Source organism: Bacillus sp. C28GYM-DRY-1, from assembly GCF_030519405.1.
Taxonomy (GTDB): Bacteria; Bacillota; Bacilli; order Bacillales; family Bacillaceae; genus Bacillus; species Bacillus spizizenii_A.
The window spans coordinates 1-17367 of record NZ_JAUMKF010000003.1; the positions used below are offsets into that span (position 1 = coordinate 1).

Annotated in this window: 16 protein-coding genes and 4 pseudogenes; 6 read left to right on the forward strand and 14 right to left on the reverse strand. The window is 45.1% G+C overall.

The annotated features are described in order from the left end of the window. Positions 1 to 150: 150 nt before the first annotated feature. Entirely contained in the window at positions 151 to 1296 is a 1146-nt protein-coding gene (gene aprE / locus Q3W56_RS03740; protein ID WP_302894553.1) for a subtilisin AprE, read from the reverse strand. Positions 1297 to 1723: 427 nt separating this feature from the next. On the opposite strand from aprE, the pseudogene Q3W56_RS03745 reads away from it, so the two are divergent. The 3 genes and pseudogenes from Q3W56_RS03745 (at position 1724) to Q3W56_RS03755 (ending at position 4574) form a co-directional block, all read left to right on the forward strand. Further along, positions 1724 to 2174: pseudogene (locus Q3W56_RS03745) on the forward strand (GNAT family N-acetyltransferase). Between the two features lie 70 nt (positions 2175 to 2244). After that, positions 2245 to 3237: an NADPH:quinone oxidoreductase family protein gene (locus tag Q3W56_RS03750; RefSeq protein ID WP_302894554.1), complete on the forward strand. Its 993-nt coding sequence runs from the start codon at positions 2245 to 2247 to the stop codon at positions 3235 to 3237. A gap of 368 nt (positions 3238 to 3605) precedes the next feature. Further along, complete coding sequence (locus Q3W56_RS03755) at positions 3606 to 4574, forward strand: ABC transporter substrate-binding protein (RefSeq protein WP_302894555.1); 969 nt, start codon at positions 3606 to 3608, stop codon at positions 4572 to 4574. Between the two features lie 131 nt (positions 4575 to 4705). Here the strand turns inward: Q3W56_RS03755 and Q3W56_RS21135 are convergent. The 9 genes and pseudogenes from Q3W56_RS21135 to Q3W56_RS03790 form a co-directional block, all read right to left on the reverse strand. Continuing rightward, positions 4706 to 5110, reverse strand: a pseudogene (locus tag Q3W56_RS21135) (transposase); the annotation flags it as partial. After that, positions 5020 to 5244 carry a transposase gene (locus Q3W56_RS21140; protein WP_483298519.1) on the reverse strand — a complete coding sequence of 75 codons (225 nt, stop codon included), beginning with the start codon at positions 5242 to 5244 and terminating at the stop codon, positions 5020 to 5022. The gene Q3W56_RS21140 and the pseudogene Q3W56_RS21135, both read right to left, overlap by 91 nt. A 214-nt stretch (positions 5245 to 5458) precedes the next feature. Next, positions 5459 to 6040 (reverse strand): phosphatase PhoE, encoded by a 582-nt coding sequence (gene phoE / locus Q3W56_RS03765; RefSeq protein ID WP_302894556.1) that lies wholly within the window; start codon positions 6038 to 6040, stop codon positions 5459 to 5461. A 70-nt stretch (positions 6041 to 6110) separates the two neighbouring features. Further along, positions 6111 to 7205 carry an acetyl-CoA C-acyltransferase gene (locus Q3W56_RS03770; RefSeq protein ID WP_302894557.1) on the reverse strand — a complete coding sequence of 365 codons (1095 nt, stop codon included), beginning with the start codon at positions 7203 to 7205 and terminating at the stop codon, positions 6111 to 6113. Between the two features lies 1 nt (position 7206). Further along, positions 7207 to 8405: pseudogene (locus Q3W56_RS03775) on the reverse strand (AMP-binding protein). A 6-nt stretch (positions 8406 to 8411) separates the two neighbouring features. Further along, positions 8412 to 8972, reverse strand: a complete 561-nt coding sequence (locus Q3W56_RS03780) for a biotin transporter BioY (protein WP_268398540.1) — start codon at positions 8970 to 8972, stop codon at positions 8412 to 8414. A 133-nt stretch (positions 8973 to 9105) separates the two neighbouring features. Next, positions 9106 to 9621, reverse strand: coding sequence for a methyl-accepting chemotaxis protein (locus tag Q3W56_RS21145; protein WP_371864110.1), 516 nt, complete (start codon positions 9619 to 9621; stop codon positions 9106 to 9108). A 240-nt stretch (positions 9622 to 9861) separates the two neighbouring features. Continuing rightward, positions 9862 to 10488, reverse strand: a pseudogene (locus Q3W56_RS21150) (protoglobin domain-containing protein); the annotation flags it as partial. Positions 10489 to 10542: 54 nt separating this feature from the next. Further along, on the reverse strand, positions 10543 to 12072 hold the full coding sequence (locus tag Q3W56_RS03790) for an FAD-dependent oxidoreductase (RefSeq protein WP_302894559.1): 1530 nt from the start codon (positions 12070 to 12072) through the stop codon (positions 10543 to 10545). 112 nt (positions 12073 to 12184) lie between these two features. Here Q3W56_RS03790 and Q3W56_RS03795 point away from each other — a divergent pair, with 112 nt between their 5' ends. Then, a complete protein-coding gene (locus Q3W56_RS03795) occupies positions 12185 to 13042 on the forward strand; it encodes an SDR family oxidoreductase (protein ID WP_019713867.1) in 858 nt (285 codons plus the stop codon). A gap of 26 nt (positions 13043 to 13068) precedes the next feature. Here Q3W56_RS03795 and Q3W56_RS03800 read toward each other — a convergent pair whose 3' ends face one another. After that, positions 13069 to 13302 carry an IDEAL domain-containing protein gene (locus Q3W56_RS03800; protein ID WP_019713868.1) on the reverse strand — a complete coding sequence of 78 codons (234 nt, stop codon included), beginning with the start codon at positions 13300 to 13302 and terminating at the stop codon, positions 13069 to 13071. A 292-nt stretch (positions 13303 to 13594) separates the two neighbouring features. On the opposite strand from Q3W56_RS03800, the gene comK reads away from it, so the two are divergent. Continuing rightward, complete coding sequence (gene comK, locus Q3W56_RS03805; RefSeq protein WP_302894560.1) at positions 13595 to 14173, forward strand: competence transcription factor ComK; 579 nt, start codon at positions 13595 to 13597, stop codon at positions 14171 to 14173. A 44-nt stretch (positions 14174 to 14217) separates the two neighbouring features. Here the strand turns inward: comK and Q3W56_RS03810 are convergent, their stop codons facing one another. Beyond that, the gene (locus tag Q3W56_RS03810) at positions 14218 to 15117 is read right to left on the reverse strand and encodes an SDR family oxidoreductase (protein ID WP_019713870.1); all 900 of its coding nucleotides are present in this window, start codon (positions 15115 to 15117) and stop codon (positions 14218 to 14220) included. 205 nt (positions 15118 to 15322) lie between these two features. Between Q3W56_RS03810 and Q3W56_RS03815 the strand changes: the two genes are divergently transcribed. Further along, positions 15323 to 15592, forward strand: coding sequence for an excalibur calcium-binding domain-containing protein (locus Q3W56_RS03815; RefSeq protein WP_302894561.1), 270 nt, complete (start codon positions 15323 to 15325; stop codon positions 15590 to 15592). A gap of 43 nt (positions 15593 to 15635) precedes the next feature. On the opposite strand, the gene Q3W56_RS03820 is transcribed toward Q3W56_RS03815, so the two are convergent. Both Q3W56_RS03820 and Q3W56_RS03825 read right to left on the reverse strand, forming a co-directional pair. Further along, positions 15636 to 17102, reverse strand: coding sequence for a sodium:solute symporter family protein (locus Q3W56_RS03820; protein ID WP_302894562.1), 1467 nt, complete (start codon positions 17100 to 17102; stop codon positions 15636 to 15638). Beyond that, entirely contained in the window at positions 17099 to 17299 is a 201-nt protein-coding gene (locus tag Q3W56_RS03825; RefSeq protein ID WP_302894563.1) for a DUF3311 domain-containing protein, read from the reverse strand. Before Q3W56_RS03825 ends, Q3W56_RS03820 begins: the two co-directional genes overlap by 4 nt. Positions 17300 to 17367 lie beyond the last annotated feature (68 nt).

Genomic DNA, 17367 nt, shown 5'->3' on the forward strand with positions numbered 1-17367 from the left:
ACTTCAACCGAATAACTCACTCTTGTCCTCATAGAAAAAACACCTCCAAGTCTAATTTCGGATAACAATCATCCGTTTTCAAACTTGAAGGTGTTTTTTATTTGTCTCATCTTATGGGGTCAGTCCCGGAGGACCTGCTTCTTTTTGATATTATTGTGCAGCTGCTTGTACGTTGATTAACCCTTTTCCATAGTAGAAAGAGTTTCCAAGGTATGTTGCAGTGCTTTCTAAACGATCCCGGACTTGCGCGTTTGTCCAAGTCGGGTGCTTAGAAAGAATTAACGCTGCTGCTCCGGCAACGTGAGGAGTCGCCATGGACGTTCCGTTGTAAGCGCCGTAAGTGCCTCCAGGAAGTGTGCTTTGGATGGATACGCCAGGAGCCATCACATCAAGCTCAGAACCTGCGCTTGAGAATGAAGCTCTTTGGTTGCTGCTGTTTACCGCACCTACCGCAATGGTAGAAGGATATTTTGCAGGGTAGCCGACTGTGCTTGTGCTTCCGGACGAACCTTCGTTTCCGGCAGCGGCGGCAACAACGATGCCGCTGGAGACGGCTTTGTCAACGACTGTTTTCAGCGCTGTAGAACCAGTAGGTCCGCCAAGGCTCAAGTTGATGACATCCATATTGTTGGAAATGGCCCACTCAATGCCGTTAATAATCCAGCTGTATTGGCCGCTTCCTGATGAATCAAGAACTTTTACCGCATATAACGATGCGTTAGGCGCTACGCCCAGTACACCGATTGTGTTATTAAGTGCGGCAATTGTACCGGCTACATGCGTGCCGTGAGAGCTGCCGTCCTGGTATGGGTTTGTTTCAGAAGGTACGAAGCTTGCTCCGCCTTTAACGTTTAAGTCAGGATGAGAAGAATCAATTCCGCTGTCGATAACAGCTACTTTTACGTTAGAGCCTGTGTAGCCTTGAGAGTGAAGAGCCGGCGCTTTAATTTGAGAAATGCCATAAGGAACAGATTGCGCATATTCATGTGCAATATGATCTTCTTCCACATATGCAACGCTCGGATCTTGTTTTAATTCTTTTACAGCTTTTTCATTCAACGTTGCTGCGGCTGCGTTAACATACTTAAACTGCTTTTGAACCTTTCCGCCTTTCTCAGAAATAACATCCTTTTTCTTAGCGGAACTCATCGCACTCATTGTCTGTTTAAATCCGACAATATACTTCTTGTCTGTACTGCTTTTTCCGGCAGCCTGCGCAGACATGTTGCTGAACGCCATCGTAAAGATTAACGTTAACGCAAACAACAAGCTGATCCACAATTTTTTGCTTCTCACTCTTTACCCTCTCCCTTTTAAAAAACTCAGAGTAGACTTATTTAAAGACTATTCTGTTAATTAATTGTAATAGATGGAATAATATATTAGTAGACCCATTTTTTCGCGATGATTTCATCTCTATTTAGGTATATCATCTCTCGCTATTTCTGTAATAACTCCAAGTCACTAATTTTATACAGAAAAGAACGAAAATAGACATGAGTAAATGTTCATTATGCTGAAAAGTCATGGTTTTTCAGGTCAAATGCTCCTGAGTCCCGGCAAATTCCTGTCGAAAAAAATCCTTCAAATGACCTGCGTTTATTTTGGAGAGAACGATGGATATTATCGTGATATTTTTTCTATGCATGCTGATAAAAGTATTCTGTAAAAGGGACTATAAAAGTTAGAATATAATGACTATAGAGAGGAAGGAAGAAATGAGATGAACATTCGCCAAGCAAAGCTATCAGATGCAACAGCTATTGCGCCGCTGTTTAACCAGTATCGGGAATTTTATAAGCAGGCGTCCGATCTGAAAGGGGCAGAGGCTTTTTTGAAAGCGCGTCTGGAAAATGACGAGTCTATGATTTTGATAGCAGAAGAAAATGGAGAATTCATAGGCTTTACCCAGCTCTATCCCACGTTTTCTTCTGTGTCTATGAAAAGAATTTACATATTAAATGACTTATTCGTCGCTCCTCATGCGCGGACAAAGGGAGCCGGCGGGCAGCTGCTGTCTGCCGCAAAGGATTTTGCTGCGGAAAACGGGGCAAAACCGTTTATTGCTTCAGACGGAACACCACAACCGGACGGCAAGGAGCTTATATGAGCAAAACGGCTATGAAGAGGAAACTGCATTTGTCCATTATCGTCTCAATGTGCCGGCGAAGTAAAATTGAAGCTTGATGATTTGGTTTTTTGAACATTCTTCGGTTACGATAGAAACGAAAAGGAGTGTGACGAATGTCAACGTTATTTCAAGCATTGCTGGCAGAGAAACATGCCGATGATGTTTCAGTCCATGTGAAAACCATGTCAACAGAGGATTTGCCGAAAGACGGTGTCCTGATTAAAATCGCTTATTCCGGCATCAATTATAAAGATGGTCTGGCCGGAAAAGCAGACGGCAATATCGTCAGAGAGTATCCGCTTATTTTGGGTATTGATGCTGCGGGTACGGTTGTCTCTTCGAATGATTCGCGCTTTGCCGAGGGGGATGAGGTAATTGCGACAAGCTATGAGCTTGGTGTCTCCCGCGATGGCGGATTAAGTCAATATGCTTCAGTGCCTGGTGACTGGCTGGTGCCTCTGCCAGCGAATCTTACACTAAAAGAAGCGATGGCGTACGGAACGGCTGGATTTACTGCGGCGTTATCGGTGCATCGTCTTGAACAGAACGGCCTGTCTCCAGAAAAAGGGAGCGTGCTAGTCACAGGAGCAACCGGCGGTGTCGGCGGAATTGCGGTATCGATGCTGAACAAGCGGGGCTATGATGTGATGGCAAGCACCGGAAACCGGGATGCGGCTGATTTTTTGAAGCAGCTCGGTGCAAGCAAAGTGATCAGCAGGGAAGAGGTTTATGACGGATCGCTTAAGGCGCTGTCCAAGCAGCATTGGCAGGGAGCGGTTGATCCTGTCGGCGGAAAACAGCTTGCCTCGCTTTTAAGCAAAATACAATATGGCGGAGCTGTCGCGGTGAGCGGCTTAACGGGCGGGGGAGAAGTTCCTGCAACAGTTTATCCATTTATCCTTCGCGGGGTCAGCCTGCTCGGAATCGATTCAGTGTACTGTCCGATGGATGTCAGAGCCGCTGTTTGGGAGCGCATGTCTTCTGATCTCAAGCCCGATCAGCTGCTGACTATCGTGGACAGGGAAGTACCATTGGCAGAAGCGCCGGCTGCGTTAAACGATATTTTGCAAAATCGCATTCAAGGAAGAGTCATTGTGAAGCTTTAACAGGATCTGCTTGCAGAGAAAGCTATGTTTTTCTGCAAGCTTTTTTGTGTACATGATGTGAAGCTGCTGTACCGCTGTGTCCTGAAACAATTTGCCATTCTAATGTTGAGTAAACTCACCTTCAAATGGGGTGATTTAAGATTCTGATGTGCTGATCCAATACACATAAAGATAATGTCATCAGCCAGGAGTTTATCCAATGATTCCGTGTCACTTGAAAGTATGGCTGTTATGAACCGTTCCCGTATATTGAACATTCTCTTCTCATTTTAATCATAATTAGTGATAATGATTCTCATTCTGTGTTATACTATCTTTTGGACACCTTAATCTTAGAAACTACCTACATACAGGAGAGACTGGAACATATGAAGAAAACACTGATTATTCTTACAGTTTTGCTTCTTTCTGTTTTAACGGCTTGCTCGTCTTCAAGCGGCAATCAAAACAGCAAAGAAAATAAAGTGGCGGTAACACATGATGTAGGGAAGACCAATGTGCCTAAGCATCCTAAGCGGGTTGTTGTTCTTGAGCTTGGTTTTATCGACACACTGCTTGATCTCGGCATTACGCCTGTCGGGGTTGCCGATGATAATAAAGCGAAGCAGCTGATCAACAAGGATGTGCTGAAGAAAATTGACGGCTACACATCTGTCGGCACTCGCTCACAGCCAAGCATGGAAAAAATCGCTTCATTAAAACCCGATTTAATTATTGCTGACACGACCCGTCATAAGAAAGTATACGATCAGCTGAAAAAAATTGCGCCGACGATTGCGCTAAATAATTTAAATGCTGATTATCAGGATACAATTGACGCTTCACTTACGATTGCAAAAGCAGTCGGCAAGGAGAAGGAAATGGAGAAAAAGCTGACGGCACATGAAGAAAAACTTAGCGAGACAAAGCAGAAAATCAGCGCTAACACCCAGTCCGTCCTTCTGATTGGAAATACAAATGATACGATTATGGCAAGAGATGAAAATTTCTTTACATCAAGACTTTTAACACAGGCCGGCTATCGATATGCGATCAGCACGACAGAAAACAGTGAATCAAGCAATGGCGGCGACTCAGTGAACATGAAAATGACACTTGAGCAGCTGCTGAAAACAGATCCGGATGTGATTATCCTGATGACAGGAAAAACAGATGACATCGATGCGGACGGTAAACGCCCAATCGAAAAGAATATACTTTGGAAGAAGCTGAAGGCAGTGAAAAACGGACATGTGTACCACGTGGACCGTACGGTGTGGTCTCTGCGCCGCAGTGTGGACGGAGCGAATGCCATTTTGGATGAGCTTCAGAAAGAGATGCCGGCTAAGAAGAAATAAAAGAAAAGACAGGCGAACGCCTGTCTTCAGCTTGTAGAGAAAACGATGTTTTTCTACAAGCTTTTTTTGTTTTACGCTGTTTTTTTGGATATTCGGCTGATTTCAAAAACAGAAAAAGAGCTCCCACATACCTAGCCCTGCTTGGCTAGGTATGTGGCAATCTTCTTCATGTTCTGGCATGCGGCTGTGAGGAGAACTTGTTCGCTCACATTCCGTTTTCCCCTCAACCTGCAATAGCGAAGCCCATGCAGCTGTTTTGAATCTGCAAAGCTTCGCTCTATTTTTTCTTTTCTTTTTTTATAGAGGGTTTTTCCTGAAACAGATAAGCGATTTTGTCTGACCTTTTCTTTGTGGTCCTCCCATACATGCCGGGTGATGACTTTCTGGCGGTTCTTTGATCTTGTGCATTGCGCAAGCAATGGACATGCGGAACAGGTTTCAGGATTTAATTTATATGACCGGTAGCCTTTTCGGTCAGTTGTTGAGTATGTAAGTACCTGCTGGTTCGGGCAAATGTAACGGTCTTGTTCACTGTCATAATACCATAGAGGTATCCGATAAACATCATTTTGAATAAAATCAGCGGATCAAGTGAGGGGCGTCCTTTGTTTTCACTATAATAAGGTTTAACCTTTTCAATGATGAAAGAGAAGTCTATGTATTTATCAATTTTTCGAAGTAGGTGATCCTATTCGACAAGTTGGTCGAGAAGAACAAATTCGGCTGCGTTTTGAGAAGAATTTCTTGTGTGGAACATAAGAAAGACACCGTCCTTTTGAAGTCTTTCTTTTATTTTATTACAGGAGAATGGATATTTTAAGGGAAAATAAAAGCTGTCGAGATTTTCTCGACAGCCTGAAGACAGGCGAACGCCTGTCTTTTTCTTATTTGATAAAGCTGGATAAGTGGCTGTTGATATTATAGTCTTTAATTCGCCATTTCTCTTCTGCGAATTCTATGTTGCTTAGGCAGGCGTTGACGAGGCGCGTGCTTTGCAGCTCTGGGTCACCCCCGGAAATTTCCGTCAACAGTGCGTGAATCGCTGCGCCGTGAGCGACGATCAGCACCTTTTTGTTTGGATACGCCTGATTCACTTTTACCAAACCGCCCATCAGCCTGTCAGTGAGTTCTTCCAGCGTTTCCATATTCGGATAGTTTTTATCCGGGTAGTGCTTTGTCCGTTCTTCCAGCAGCATGCCCTCCGCATCGCCATAATCGCGTTCCCTGAAATCATCCATCTCGACAATGGGAAGATGCAGGTATTCATTTATGATTTCCGCGGTTCTTTTCGCTCTTTTCAGCGGACTCGTCACAATAATATCCCAAGAGAAATCCTTTACATATTCTCCGGTTTCTCTTGCTTGGCGTTCACCTGTGGCGTTCAGCGGGATATCGGTTTTGCCTTGGCATTTTTGCTGCAGATTCCAATCGGTTTCTCCATGTCTTACTAAGCAAACGGCTGTCATAAAATCCCCTTCCTGACTTTGGTCATATCGCTATTATACTAAATCAACAGCACGCATCCTATGAAAAAGCCTATGCAAGAACTTCAAATAATAAAGCCAGTCCGATTCCGCCGCCGCTTCCGATGGCCGCAACGGCATATTGACAGTCTGTCCGTCTTTGCGCTTCATAAAACAATCTGGTTACCAGAGCTGCACCCGATGCGCCGTACGGATGGCCTAGAGTTAATGCGCCGCCGCGCACATTGATTTTTGAAAAGGGGATGCCAAGTTCTTGCGAGCAGACACAAATTTTGACGGCAAAGGGTTCATTGATCTCAAATAAGCCGATATCATCAGGTGTTACATCATGTGCGGCTAAGACCTTACGGATCGCATCAACCGGTGCCGCGGGCGGATAGTTCGGATGAATCCCGCTGACAGCGCTGCCGATAAACCGGAGCACTGGCTTATAGCCGAGAGATGCCGCTTTTTTCTCTTCTAATACCAGGAGAGCGGCCGCTCCGTCTGATATGCCGCTGCTGTTGGCTGCTGTAACCGTTCCGGAACTGGTGTCGAAAACCGGCTTTGCACGGGAAATAATCGCTTCTATCGGCCGCTTTTTCAAAAATGCTTCGTCCATCACCAATTCTCCGAGGGGAACAATTTCTTCACGGTAAAATCCACTATCATGCGCGTTTCTGCTGCGTTGATAGCTGAGAATCGCGTATTCATCCTGCATGCTTCTGCTGATGGAATAGCGTGCAGCCGTATATTCGGCTGCGATGCCCATGTCGGGATCACCTATCACATCTGGAGAAAAACGGGCGCGTTCTGAAAAAGGCGATCGGCTGCTGCTTTCTGAGCCGCCCGCTATGTACATCGTGCCGGCTCCGGCTTGAATGAGACTGCAGGCATAGCGCACAGCTTCAAGGCCGGAGCCGCACTGTCTGTCAATTGTCATTCCGGGAACCGTTAAAGGCAGTCCGGCTTGCAGAGCTGACAGCCTGGCGAGGTTGCCGCCTCTGCCGGTCGCGTTTCCGAGAATCACCTCATCAATTTGATTCCCTAGCTTTCGGGTGAGACAGCTTATGATGGAAGCCGCCAAATCCTCCGGCAGAAAGGGCTTCAGCAGCCCATTTTGTTTTCCAAAGATCGTTCGCTTTGCATCAACAATAACCGCATTCAAGTTATACTTCACCTTCTTCTAGCCATTTCCTCACACTCGAACGGGCAATTTTTCCGCTGCTCGTTTCTGGCAAGGAGTCAGTAAATACCCATTTTTTCGGGATTTTGTAGGATGCCAGCTTCTGTTTGCACCAGGCTTTCAGCTTTCTGGCATCAGTGTTTCCATGAATGACAGCCACGGCAATTTCTCCCCAATACTCGTTTGGGATTCCGACGACAGCCGCGTTTTCAATCTCTGGACAGGAGAGAAGCACACGTTCAACCTCTTCTGGGAAAATATTTAATCCTCCGTATACGATCATCCCGTTTTCTCTTCCTGATAGGTATAAGAAGCCATCCTCATCGACACAGCCCATATCGTCCACTGTTATCCACCCTGATTCATCTGGTACGCTGCCGTTGACATAGCCGGAAAACCTCATTGGGCTTTTGACAAATATTTTTCCAATTTCCCCAGGCTGACAGCGTTCCCCGGCAGCATTACGGATTTCAATCTGGACGTTGTGAAACGGGCGGCCGGCTGAATGCGGCTTTCGTTTGCTGTCTTCCGGAGTGGAATATGTCACAAAGCTAAGCTCTGACGTGCCGTAAAAATCGTATAGCTTGAGATGAGGCCATATAGCGGCGAGCTTCTGTTTAGATTCTGCCGGCCAGTCTGCACCCGATGAAATGATTTTGACAGGATTGTCGGGAAAGGCTTTTATACGGGTGAGGGCTTCTGTCATCGTAGGTACGGTATAGAGAACGCTGACAGATTGACGGCTCAGCCATTCCTTCGTTTGAACAGGTGAAAACTTCTTCAACAGACAAACGGTTCCTCCGAGAAACAAGGTGCTGACAGCCCCATATAGGAAGTGAGAGGACATTAATGCCCCGGGAATCAGAACCTTATCATCTGATGAAATTGAAAAATCTGTTTTCGTACAGGTAAAGCTCTCCATCCAAGAGCGGTGAGATCGTGTGAAGGCCTTCGGTTTTCCTGTCGAGCCTGACGTAAACCCCATATAAAAAGGGTGCTCCGAATTAATGGTAGGCAAGGGAGCGGCGGATGCTTCAGAAATATCTGACATACAGTGATCCAACAATACAACAGGTGTCCTACTATCTGTCCCCGGTACGTAATTTGCTCCGATTCAGTTTGGATCGCCACACGACCGGGTGATGTTTCGGCGGTAGATGAATAGGTATGAGTAATTGTCATGTAGTGTCAGCCTCCTTTCGTAAACATCGTATCCGAAAGCGACAAGGCTTGGGTGACTTTTATCGCCAGGAACGCAGATACAGCCGCTTTTAATAAATCACCAGGCACATACGCAAGGCTCATGAACGCGGCCTGTGACAAATCAATATGCATCATAAAAGCTTGTACGGGTATACCGAGCAGATAAATTAAGATGATGCCGAATATGATATGAGTGAAAAAGAGACGCAATACAGACACCTTTCGCAGTCTGGAAGCGGCTAAACTGATCATCCATGAGGCGAGGGGATAAGCGATTAAAAAGCCAGCGCTCGGTCCGAAAAAAACGCCAATCCCGCCTCGTCCTCCTGGCAAAAGCGGCGCTCCAAAGGCGACGAGCAGCAAAAAGACAAGCTGGCTTAAGAAAGCAGACTTAGGCCTGAGGATGCTGCCTGCCAGCATGACACCAAGCGTTTGTAATGTAATCGGAACGGGTGTAAAGGATAAGAAGAGAGGGGGCATAAAACCCAACACGGCCATCAGCGCGGTGAAAATGGCAATATGCATCATGTCTATTAATCTCAGCATGTGAAATCCTCCAAACAGTAATAAAATATGGTTATACAATAAATCCAGTCTTTTATTATGTAAACTTATTTTTAATTTGAGTTAACATAATGGCGTGAAAAAACCGGCTGCTTGGCAGACCGGCTTTTAATATTTATTCTTCTGTCAGGATGACAAGTGAATCAACAGATGCGGCCACATGAGAAACAGCGCGGCTGACTTCCTGAAGCCCTCCAAGGAAGGCCTGCAAATCAACGTCGATTTTGCCTGATTGCTCTTTGCTGACTTTCATGCTGTGGACAATTTCATCGAATAAGCGGTTAATTTGCGTCATTTTTTCTTTACTCTCGCTGACTAGCCCATTCACGTCTTTGATATGCTTGGATACGATGTTGATTTGTGTATTCGTATTGTTCACAAGCTCAGACACGGTAGAGACGGTTTTTTTCGTGTCTTCAGAAAGCTTCCGTACTTCATTTGCCACTACGGCGAAGCCCTTTCCGTGTTCGCCGGCGCGGGCAGATTCAATCGAAGCATTGAGCGAGAGAAGGTTTGTTTGTTCAGCAATGCCTGTGACGATGCCGAAGATTTTTTCAATTTGCTGTGCGATTTCATCCAACTTGACCATTTCTTTTTCGATTTGGACAAGGCTTGTGTCAATTTTATTCATCTGTTTTTGCTGATTTTCAAGCTCCTTTTTCCCGCCGATCGACTTTTCTTCAACAGTGCTGGATGTCACTGTGCCAGCTTTGGATGCTTCGGAAATGCCTTCAGATTTGTCCACAAGCTCTTGAACAGATCTGCTCGTTTCTGAAAATAGATTGGCAATCGATCCAGAGGTTTCTTGAATTTTCTGATGAAGAAGGTTTTTCTTTTCCTCTTGTTCATCACGGGTCTGGTTGTACTCGCTTTGAAACGCTTCAAGGACCAGCTGTTGTTCTAGGTTCAAGATTTTAGTTGTCGCTTTGATGGCTTTCAGCAGTTCTTGGTGATTTGTAATAGATGTTTCATAAATATGAATCATTGACAGTAGCAATTCTTGAAACGCGCCCATATACCATTTTGGCAGAAGGCCGATTCTTAAATGAATGGAGGCGATCCTGTTTCGCCTTTCAATGAATTCGTCATCGATAACGCCTGCAAACATTTCCTGAATATGCCGTTTTAACGTTTGTTTTAAGCGGTCAACTGAGCTGTGATCATGAATGATATCCATCAATGAGCTTTCATGGTCAAGGTTTTTATAAAACGCATCGACGATGTATACGATATTTTCTTGGATTAATGGCTGAAGCTGCTCTAAAACGTAAAGCTCGGCATCTCCTAGTCTGACCATTTTGAGCTGTTTTTTGACATCTGCATATTGGTTTGTGAGCTGAATACGGTTTTTTTGTTGTCCGTTTGAATCAGAAAAGTAAGCTGTTTCTTGTTTTCTATCTTTTTTAAATAACAATACAATGATCCCCCTTGGGAAAAATATAATTTTCATTTTTTGGCTTTTTAAGCCTTTTTCTTTTTTATCGGCCAAGAGAAGCATGAATGAAGATGCAGATGAAAAATAATCAAAAAACCGTTCATTAAAATGAACGGTTTAATCGAGGTCTATTTGTTTTAATGGTTTGATGGCCGGTCCCTCCACAACTTCGCCGGTTGGCTTAAACCGTGATCCGTGGCAAGGACAGTCCCACGTATGCTCGCCGTCGTTCCACTCGACCTCACAGCCTAAATGGGTGCACGTCGTATCGACGAGATGGAGACAGCCTTTTTCATCCCGAAAAGCCCCCGCGCGTTTGCCGTTTACGGTGACTGCTTTCCCTTCTCCCGGCGCAATGTCTTCAAACTGAACGTCAGGCTTTTCAAGTTTTCCTTTAATAAAATGTTTGGCGACATCGGCATTGTAAGAAATCACTTTCTGCAGTCCTGGGTTCAGATGGAAACGGGACGGCGTAAATATGCTTTCGTATGGATTATCTTTTCTCTCTACAAGGTCTGATAATAGTGTGGCGGCAACCCCTGATGACGTCATGCCCCATTTTTTGAACCCGGTCGCTACTAGAATATTGTCCTCATTTTCCGACATCGGCCCGATAAATGGGATTTTGTCGATTGTGACGAGATCCTGGGTAGACCAGTAATATGGGATGCTTTCGATGCCGATGGTGCTTTCGGCCAGCTGTCTCAGTGTTTCATAATGTGTAGACATGTCTTCTCCCTGGCCTGTTTTATGGCTTACTCCGCTGAAGAGAATCAGCTTTTCACCGTTTACAACCGTATAGCGGAGCGCCACTGACGGCTGATCGATACTTACATACATGCCCTCGGGATATTCGATCTTCGGCTTGATGGCGAGGACATAAGATCTGTCAGAGTACATTCTCGTAGCATATAATCCGCCTCCGTCGTAAAAAGGGAAGTGGGAGCAGCATATGATAAAGCGGCTCTTAATGGCGTGCCGGCTTTTTGTTACCACTTCTGGCCTTTCTCCTTTTTTGATATCAAGCGCAACGGTCTCTTCATAAATCCGTCCGCCTTTTTGAACAATCTGCTCCAGAAGCGCCTTTAAGTATTGCAGCGGATGAAATTGGGCTTGATTTTTCATGACAAGCGCCAGCTTAGAACCTACGGGAATCGCAAGATCCTTGATAAGGTCTCTTTCAATGCCAAGCTTTGTGTATGCCTCATGTTCAGTGCGGATTTTTTGTACAGCGTTTTCTTTTGCTGTGTATAGATAAGCGTCTTGTTCGATCCATTCACAATCAATTTGATGCTCATCCACAATTCCTTTTATGTAATCAATTGCGTTTTGATTGGCTTCATAATAAAGCCTCGCGTGATTCAAACCAAAATTGCGGATAAATTCATCGTATATCATGTCATGCTGGGCGGTTATTTTAGCTGTTGTATGGGCAGTGGTGCCGTTGAGAACCTGATTTGCTTCAATCAATACGACACGGAAGCCTCTTTTCGTGAGTTCATACGCCGTTGTGATTCCCGTAATCCCGCCTCCGATAATGGTGACGTCACATTCAGTATCCTCTTGAAGCGCCGGAAAAGAAGGCAGGTCAGTTGATGTTTTCCAGTATGTTTCAGGTGCTTCCTTTGCAAAATATGGATTAGCCAAGCCATGATACCTCCAATCAGATTTATTCTTTAATTTTTCCATATTTTTTCTTTTCATACATAGGAGGCAGGGATTGTTCATAACATAATAGGGTTGAAAAGGAGTGATTTCATTGGCGAATCAAAAAAAGAAAACATTGCCGCCTCAGCATCAGAACCAGCAGCCAGGTTTTGAATATCTTATGGATCCCCGTCCGGTTTTTGATAAGCCGAAGATAGCGAAAAAATTAGAGGGCAAAACCGCTATCATTACTGGAGGAGACAGCGGAATCGGACGCGCTGTATCGGTGTTATTCGCAAAAGAAGGGGCTAATGTGGTCATTGTGTATTTGAATGAGCATCAGGACGCTGAGGAGACTAAGCAGTATGTAGAAAAGGAAGGAGTAAAATGCCTGCTGATTGCAGGAGATATCGGAGATGAAGCGTTTTGTAACGATGTGGTCATGCAGGCAAGCCAAGCGTTTCCGTCGATTGATATATTGGTCAACAATGCAGCTGAGCAGCATGTCCAGCCCAGCATTGAAAAAATTACAAGCCACCAGCTGATCAGAACCTTCCAAACGAACATTTTCTCCATGTTTTACTTAACAAAGGCTGTGCTGCCTCATTTAAAAAAGGGAAGCTCTATCATTAATACTGCATCAATTACCGCCTATAAAGGCCATAAAACGCTGATCGATTATTCAGCGACAAAAGGCGCGATCGTTACGTTTACAAGGTCGCTTTCCCAGTCGCTTGTTCAGCAGGGCATACGTGTTAATGCAGTGGCGCCAGGCCCCATTTGGACACCGCTTATCCCGGCCAGCTTTGCGGCAGAGGATGTGGAAGTGTTTGGTTCAGACGTGCCGATGGAACGCCCGGGACAGCCGGTAGAAGTGGCGCCAAGCTATTTATACCTTGCCAGTGACGATTCTACTTATGTCACAGGACAGACGATTCACGTCAATGGCGGAACAATTGTGAATGGGTAATAAAAAGCCAATCCTTGAGGATTGGCTTATTCGCTCTGTTTGAGCGTTGCATATTCTTTAGAGAGCGTAAGAAACGCAGCTTTATCTTTTTCGTCCAAGGCTTTGTTGATTTGGTCCGTCAGCATGGCCAGCCGACGCTTATACAAGGATTCATCGAGCACCATTTGAATGTAGACATCCGTCATTGTGACATCAAATTCTTTTGTTTTTTGCGTGTTGCGGGACTTCATGAGCTCAGTGTAAGATTTTTTCTCTTTCATAAAGAATCCCCCCAATGCCTTTTTTATAGTATATGGATAACGGTCGAAAAAATCAATTAATTTTTATAATTTTTAGACAACTAATGCTTGGCAATCTATCGACATATCCTGCAAAATGCCGTCAACCGGAAGATTATACGAGTGTAAAACCGGGTTATTACTAGTAATTTAGTACCGTTAAATATCATTAAAAGATGATTTTAACTTATTTGTTAAAAAAAACTGTCGTTTTATAAAAACAGATGATAGATTATTAGTATAAATTTTGCAGAAAAAGGATGGAGGCCCTAACATGAGTCAGAAAACAGACGTACCATTAGAATCGTATGAAGTGAACAGCGCAACAATTGCCGTGCTGCCTGAAGAAATCAACGGCAAATTTTGTTCCAAAATTATCGAAAAAGACTGCGAGTTTTACGTCAGCATGAAACCGCTGCAAATTGTCGACAGAAGCTGCCGGTTTTTCGGATCAAGCTATGCGGGAAGAAAAGCTGGAACTTATGAAGTAACAAAAATTTCACACAAACCGCCGATCATGGTGGACCCTTCGAATCAAATCTTTTTATTCCCTACACTTTCTTCGACAAGACCCCAATGCGGCTGGATTTCCCATGTGCATGTGAAAGAATTCAAACCGACTGAATTCGACGATACGGAAGTGACGTTTTCGAATGGGAAAACGATGGAGTTGCCGATCTCCTATAATTCGTTCGAGAACCAGGTATACCGGACAGCATGGCTAAGAACTAAATTCCAAGATAGAATCGAACACCGCGTGCCGAAACGGCAAGAATTTATGCTGTATCCGAAGGAAGAGCGTACGAAGATGATTTATGATTTTATTTTGCGTGAGCTCGGGGAGCGGTATTAGAAAGAGAAAGGAGCTGACCAAACAGGGCAGCTCCTTCTCCTGCTTTAGGCCGTCGGAATTCCGCCGGTGATGCCATATACCTGAGATGTCACATAGCTTGAATTCTCTGAAGCTAAGAATACATAAACATCTGCCAATTCTACTGGCTGCCCAGCGCGGTTTAATGGAGCGGGCGGGGTGCCTTGGCCGAATTTCGGGATGTTTTCCGTCGGCTGTCCACCGGAAATTTGCAGTGGTGTCCAAATTGGCCCAGGTGCAACTGAATTCACTCTGATGCCTTTGGAAGCTAGCTGTTTTCCCAGTCCTACGGTAAAGCCGATAATGGCGTTTTTCGTCGCTGCGTAATCCAACAGCATCGGACTTGGATTATAGCCTTCAACTGAGGTAGTAGTGATGATTGAGGCGCCCTCCGGCAAATACGGAAGTGCCGCTTTTACAACCCAGTAAAGGGAAAAGACGTTCACTTCAAATGTTTTATAGATTTGTTCAGTCGGCAGGTCTTCGATGTTTTCGACCGCTTGCTGTTTACCTGCAACCAGCGCTAACACATCAAGTCCGCCGAGTTCCTGATGCGCCTGTTTGACTAGATCTTGGCAAAAGGATTCGTCGCTCAAGTCTCCGGGGAGCAGCACTGCTTTTCGCCCTTCTGCTTCTATCAGTTCTTTCACCTCTTCAGCATCAGGCTGCTCCTCAGGCAAGTAGTTAATAGCCACGTCGGCGCCTTCCCTGGCGTAAGCAATCGCGGCAGCGCGGCCAATACCGGAATCGCCGCCTGTGACAAGCGCTTTACGGCCGATTAATTTATCTGATCCTTTGTAGCTTTTTTCTCCGCAATCAGGGACAGGCTTCATATTCTTTTGCAGGCCTGGCGGTTCTTGATATTGTTCGGGAAATTCATCATGAAAAAATGCTGTTACAGGATTCGTAAGGTTTGAATCAGACATCATCAACGCTCCTTTTTGGTTTGGTTTACATTCGTATGTGTACCCCTGAGCATATGGAGAAAAACATGTTTTGGCAGATTGAACGATGAAAGAAAGAATAACTAACTCTTCTTCCATATTTATCTTGTAAAATAAGGTTGTATGATTTATGATAATATCCAGCTATAAAACAACTAAATATTGGATATGAGGGGAGTGTAATGTCATGAAAAAAGCGCCTGCGGTTTTGCTGTCACTCGGTCTCGTTTTCGGTTTTTCATACGGAGCTGACCATGTAGCGGAAGCCAAAACAAAGGTGAAGGTCTATAAGAATTGCAAGGAGTTAAACAAAGTATACAAAGGCGGGGTGGCCCGCACGTCGAAGGTCAAAAACAAAGGCGGAAAAACGAAGTATAAGCCTTATGTCTCTAAGGCGCTTTATGATGCCAATAAAAAGAAAGACCGCGACAAAGATTATATCGCCTGCGAACGTTAAATAAGAAAAAGCAATCTGATGTCCAGATTGCTTTTTTATGATTTTATGCCGCCTGAGCCGCAACACTTTTCGCTTTTCTTGTCGCAAAGCTTACAGCTACCATGACCGTAATATTCAAAAGCAGGGCGACTATGCCGACATTTAAGTCTTTTGCGGCTTGAGGCAGCACGGGAAATAAACTGCCGATCGTCGTTTCCGTCAATGTAATATAAGAAACTGCTCCGACACCTGAAATGATGCCTGCGAACGCTCCCTGCTTCGTCACCATATTATGCTTGAACAGGCTGAACAGCAGGGCCGGAAATAATTGTGTGACAAGGCTGTAGCCCATCAATAACAGCGTAACGATGGTATTCCCGCCTTTAAAGGTAAAGTACACCGAAATCAGCGCGATCACCGGCACTAAAAACTTGGCAAGCACAGATACTTGCTGTTCTGTCGTGCGGGGTGCGAACACTTTGTACACATTTTTCGCAAACAGTGTGGAGGCGGACATTAAGATCATAGAACCCGGCACAAGTGCTGTCAGCAGTCCGGCGGCGCCGATAACTCCGACAAACCAAGGGTCAAATGTTTGCAGAGACAGTCTCAAAAGCGATAGGTCTCCGTCTGCGCCTTTCAGACCAGGAACTTGCAGGATAGCCGCAAAGCCGACGAAAAGGACGAAGAGCAGGATCAGCTGGTATAAAGGCATGATAATGGCATTTTTGCGAAAGACTTTTGGGTTTTCGGCTGAATACGAAGCGGAAAACGTATGAGGCCACATGTAAAACCCAAGTGCTGTCAAGAGCACGGTTGAACTGAACCAGGCCGCACTTTGCCCCGATTCAGGAAGCGTAAGAAAGCCCGGCTTTGCCGTTTCAATCTGCTGAAACATGTCTTGAAATCCGCCGTAGTAATGAATTGGCAAATACACACCTAAAAACAGAACGACAACCAAAATCATGATGTCTTTCACAACCGATATCCAGGCAGACCCGTGAATGCCGGATACCATAACGTAAACCGTGATCGAAATGGCGCCGATCCAGATGGCAGCAGTCGGAGAGATTTTGCCGTACGATGTTTCCGATACAATCAGCCCGAGACCTTTCAGCTGCAGTACAAGATACGGAATGAGCGCGGCAATGCCAACCAGTGAAACGAGCACGCCAAGCAGCGGACTGTTATATTTTTTGGTGAAAAAATCAGACTGTGACATCAGCTTATGCTGTTTCGCGTACGTCCAAACCGCCGGCAGGAGCCAATAAGAAAGAATGTAAGCCAAGCATCCGTAGGCGATGATGTAAAAGGCCGGTCCGCCTTTCCCGTAGGCCCAGCCGCTTCCGCCGAGAAACGTAAATGTGGTATAAATTTCGCCTGCCATCAATAAGAACACGAATACGGTTCCGAAGCCGCGGCCTCCGACCGTCCACTGCTCAAGGTTCATGTCTTTTCCTTTTTGGGCGCGTATGCCGAGAAAAATACTCAAAAGCAGGACGCCGAAAATAATGATGAGAGCTGTGTTCATTCTGCTTCCTCCTTTTTATTTTCGTTATCGAGGACATACACAATCGCCATTATCGCAGAGGTCAAAAGAGCCCACATTACGATATAGGCAAGAATAAACGGCATTCCGAACACATAGGGAGTCACTTTATTTGCAAAAGGGGTCCCGAGTAAGATTCCGATAAAGGGCAAAGCGGCGAGAACGTGAATCAGCTTCATAGTATCCTCCTTCTCTTTTATGATTGGGGTGTGCAAGCTTAAGCGAACTGAAAATGATGTCGCAGATA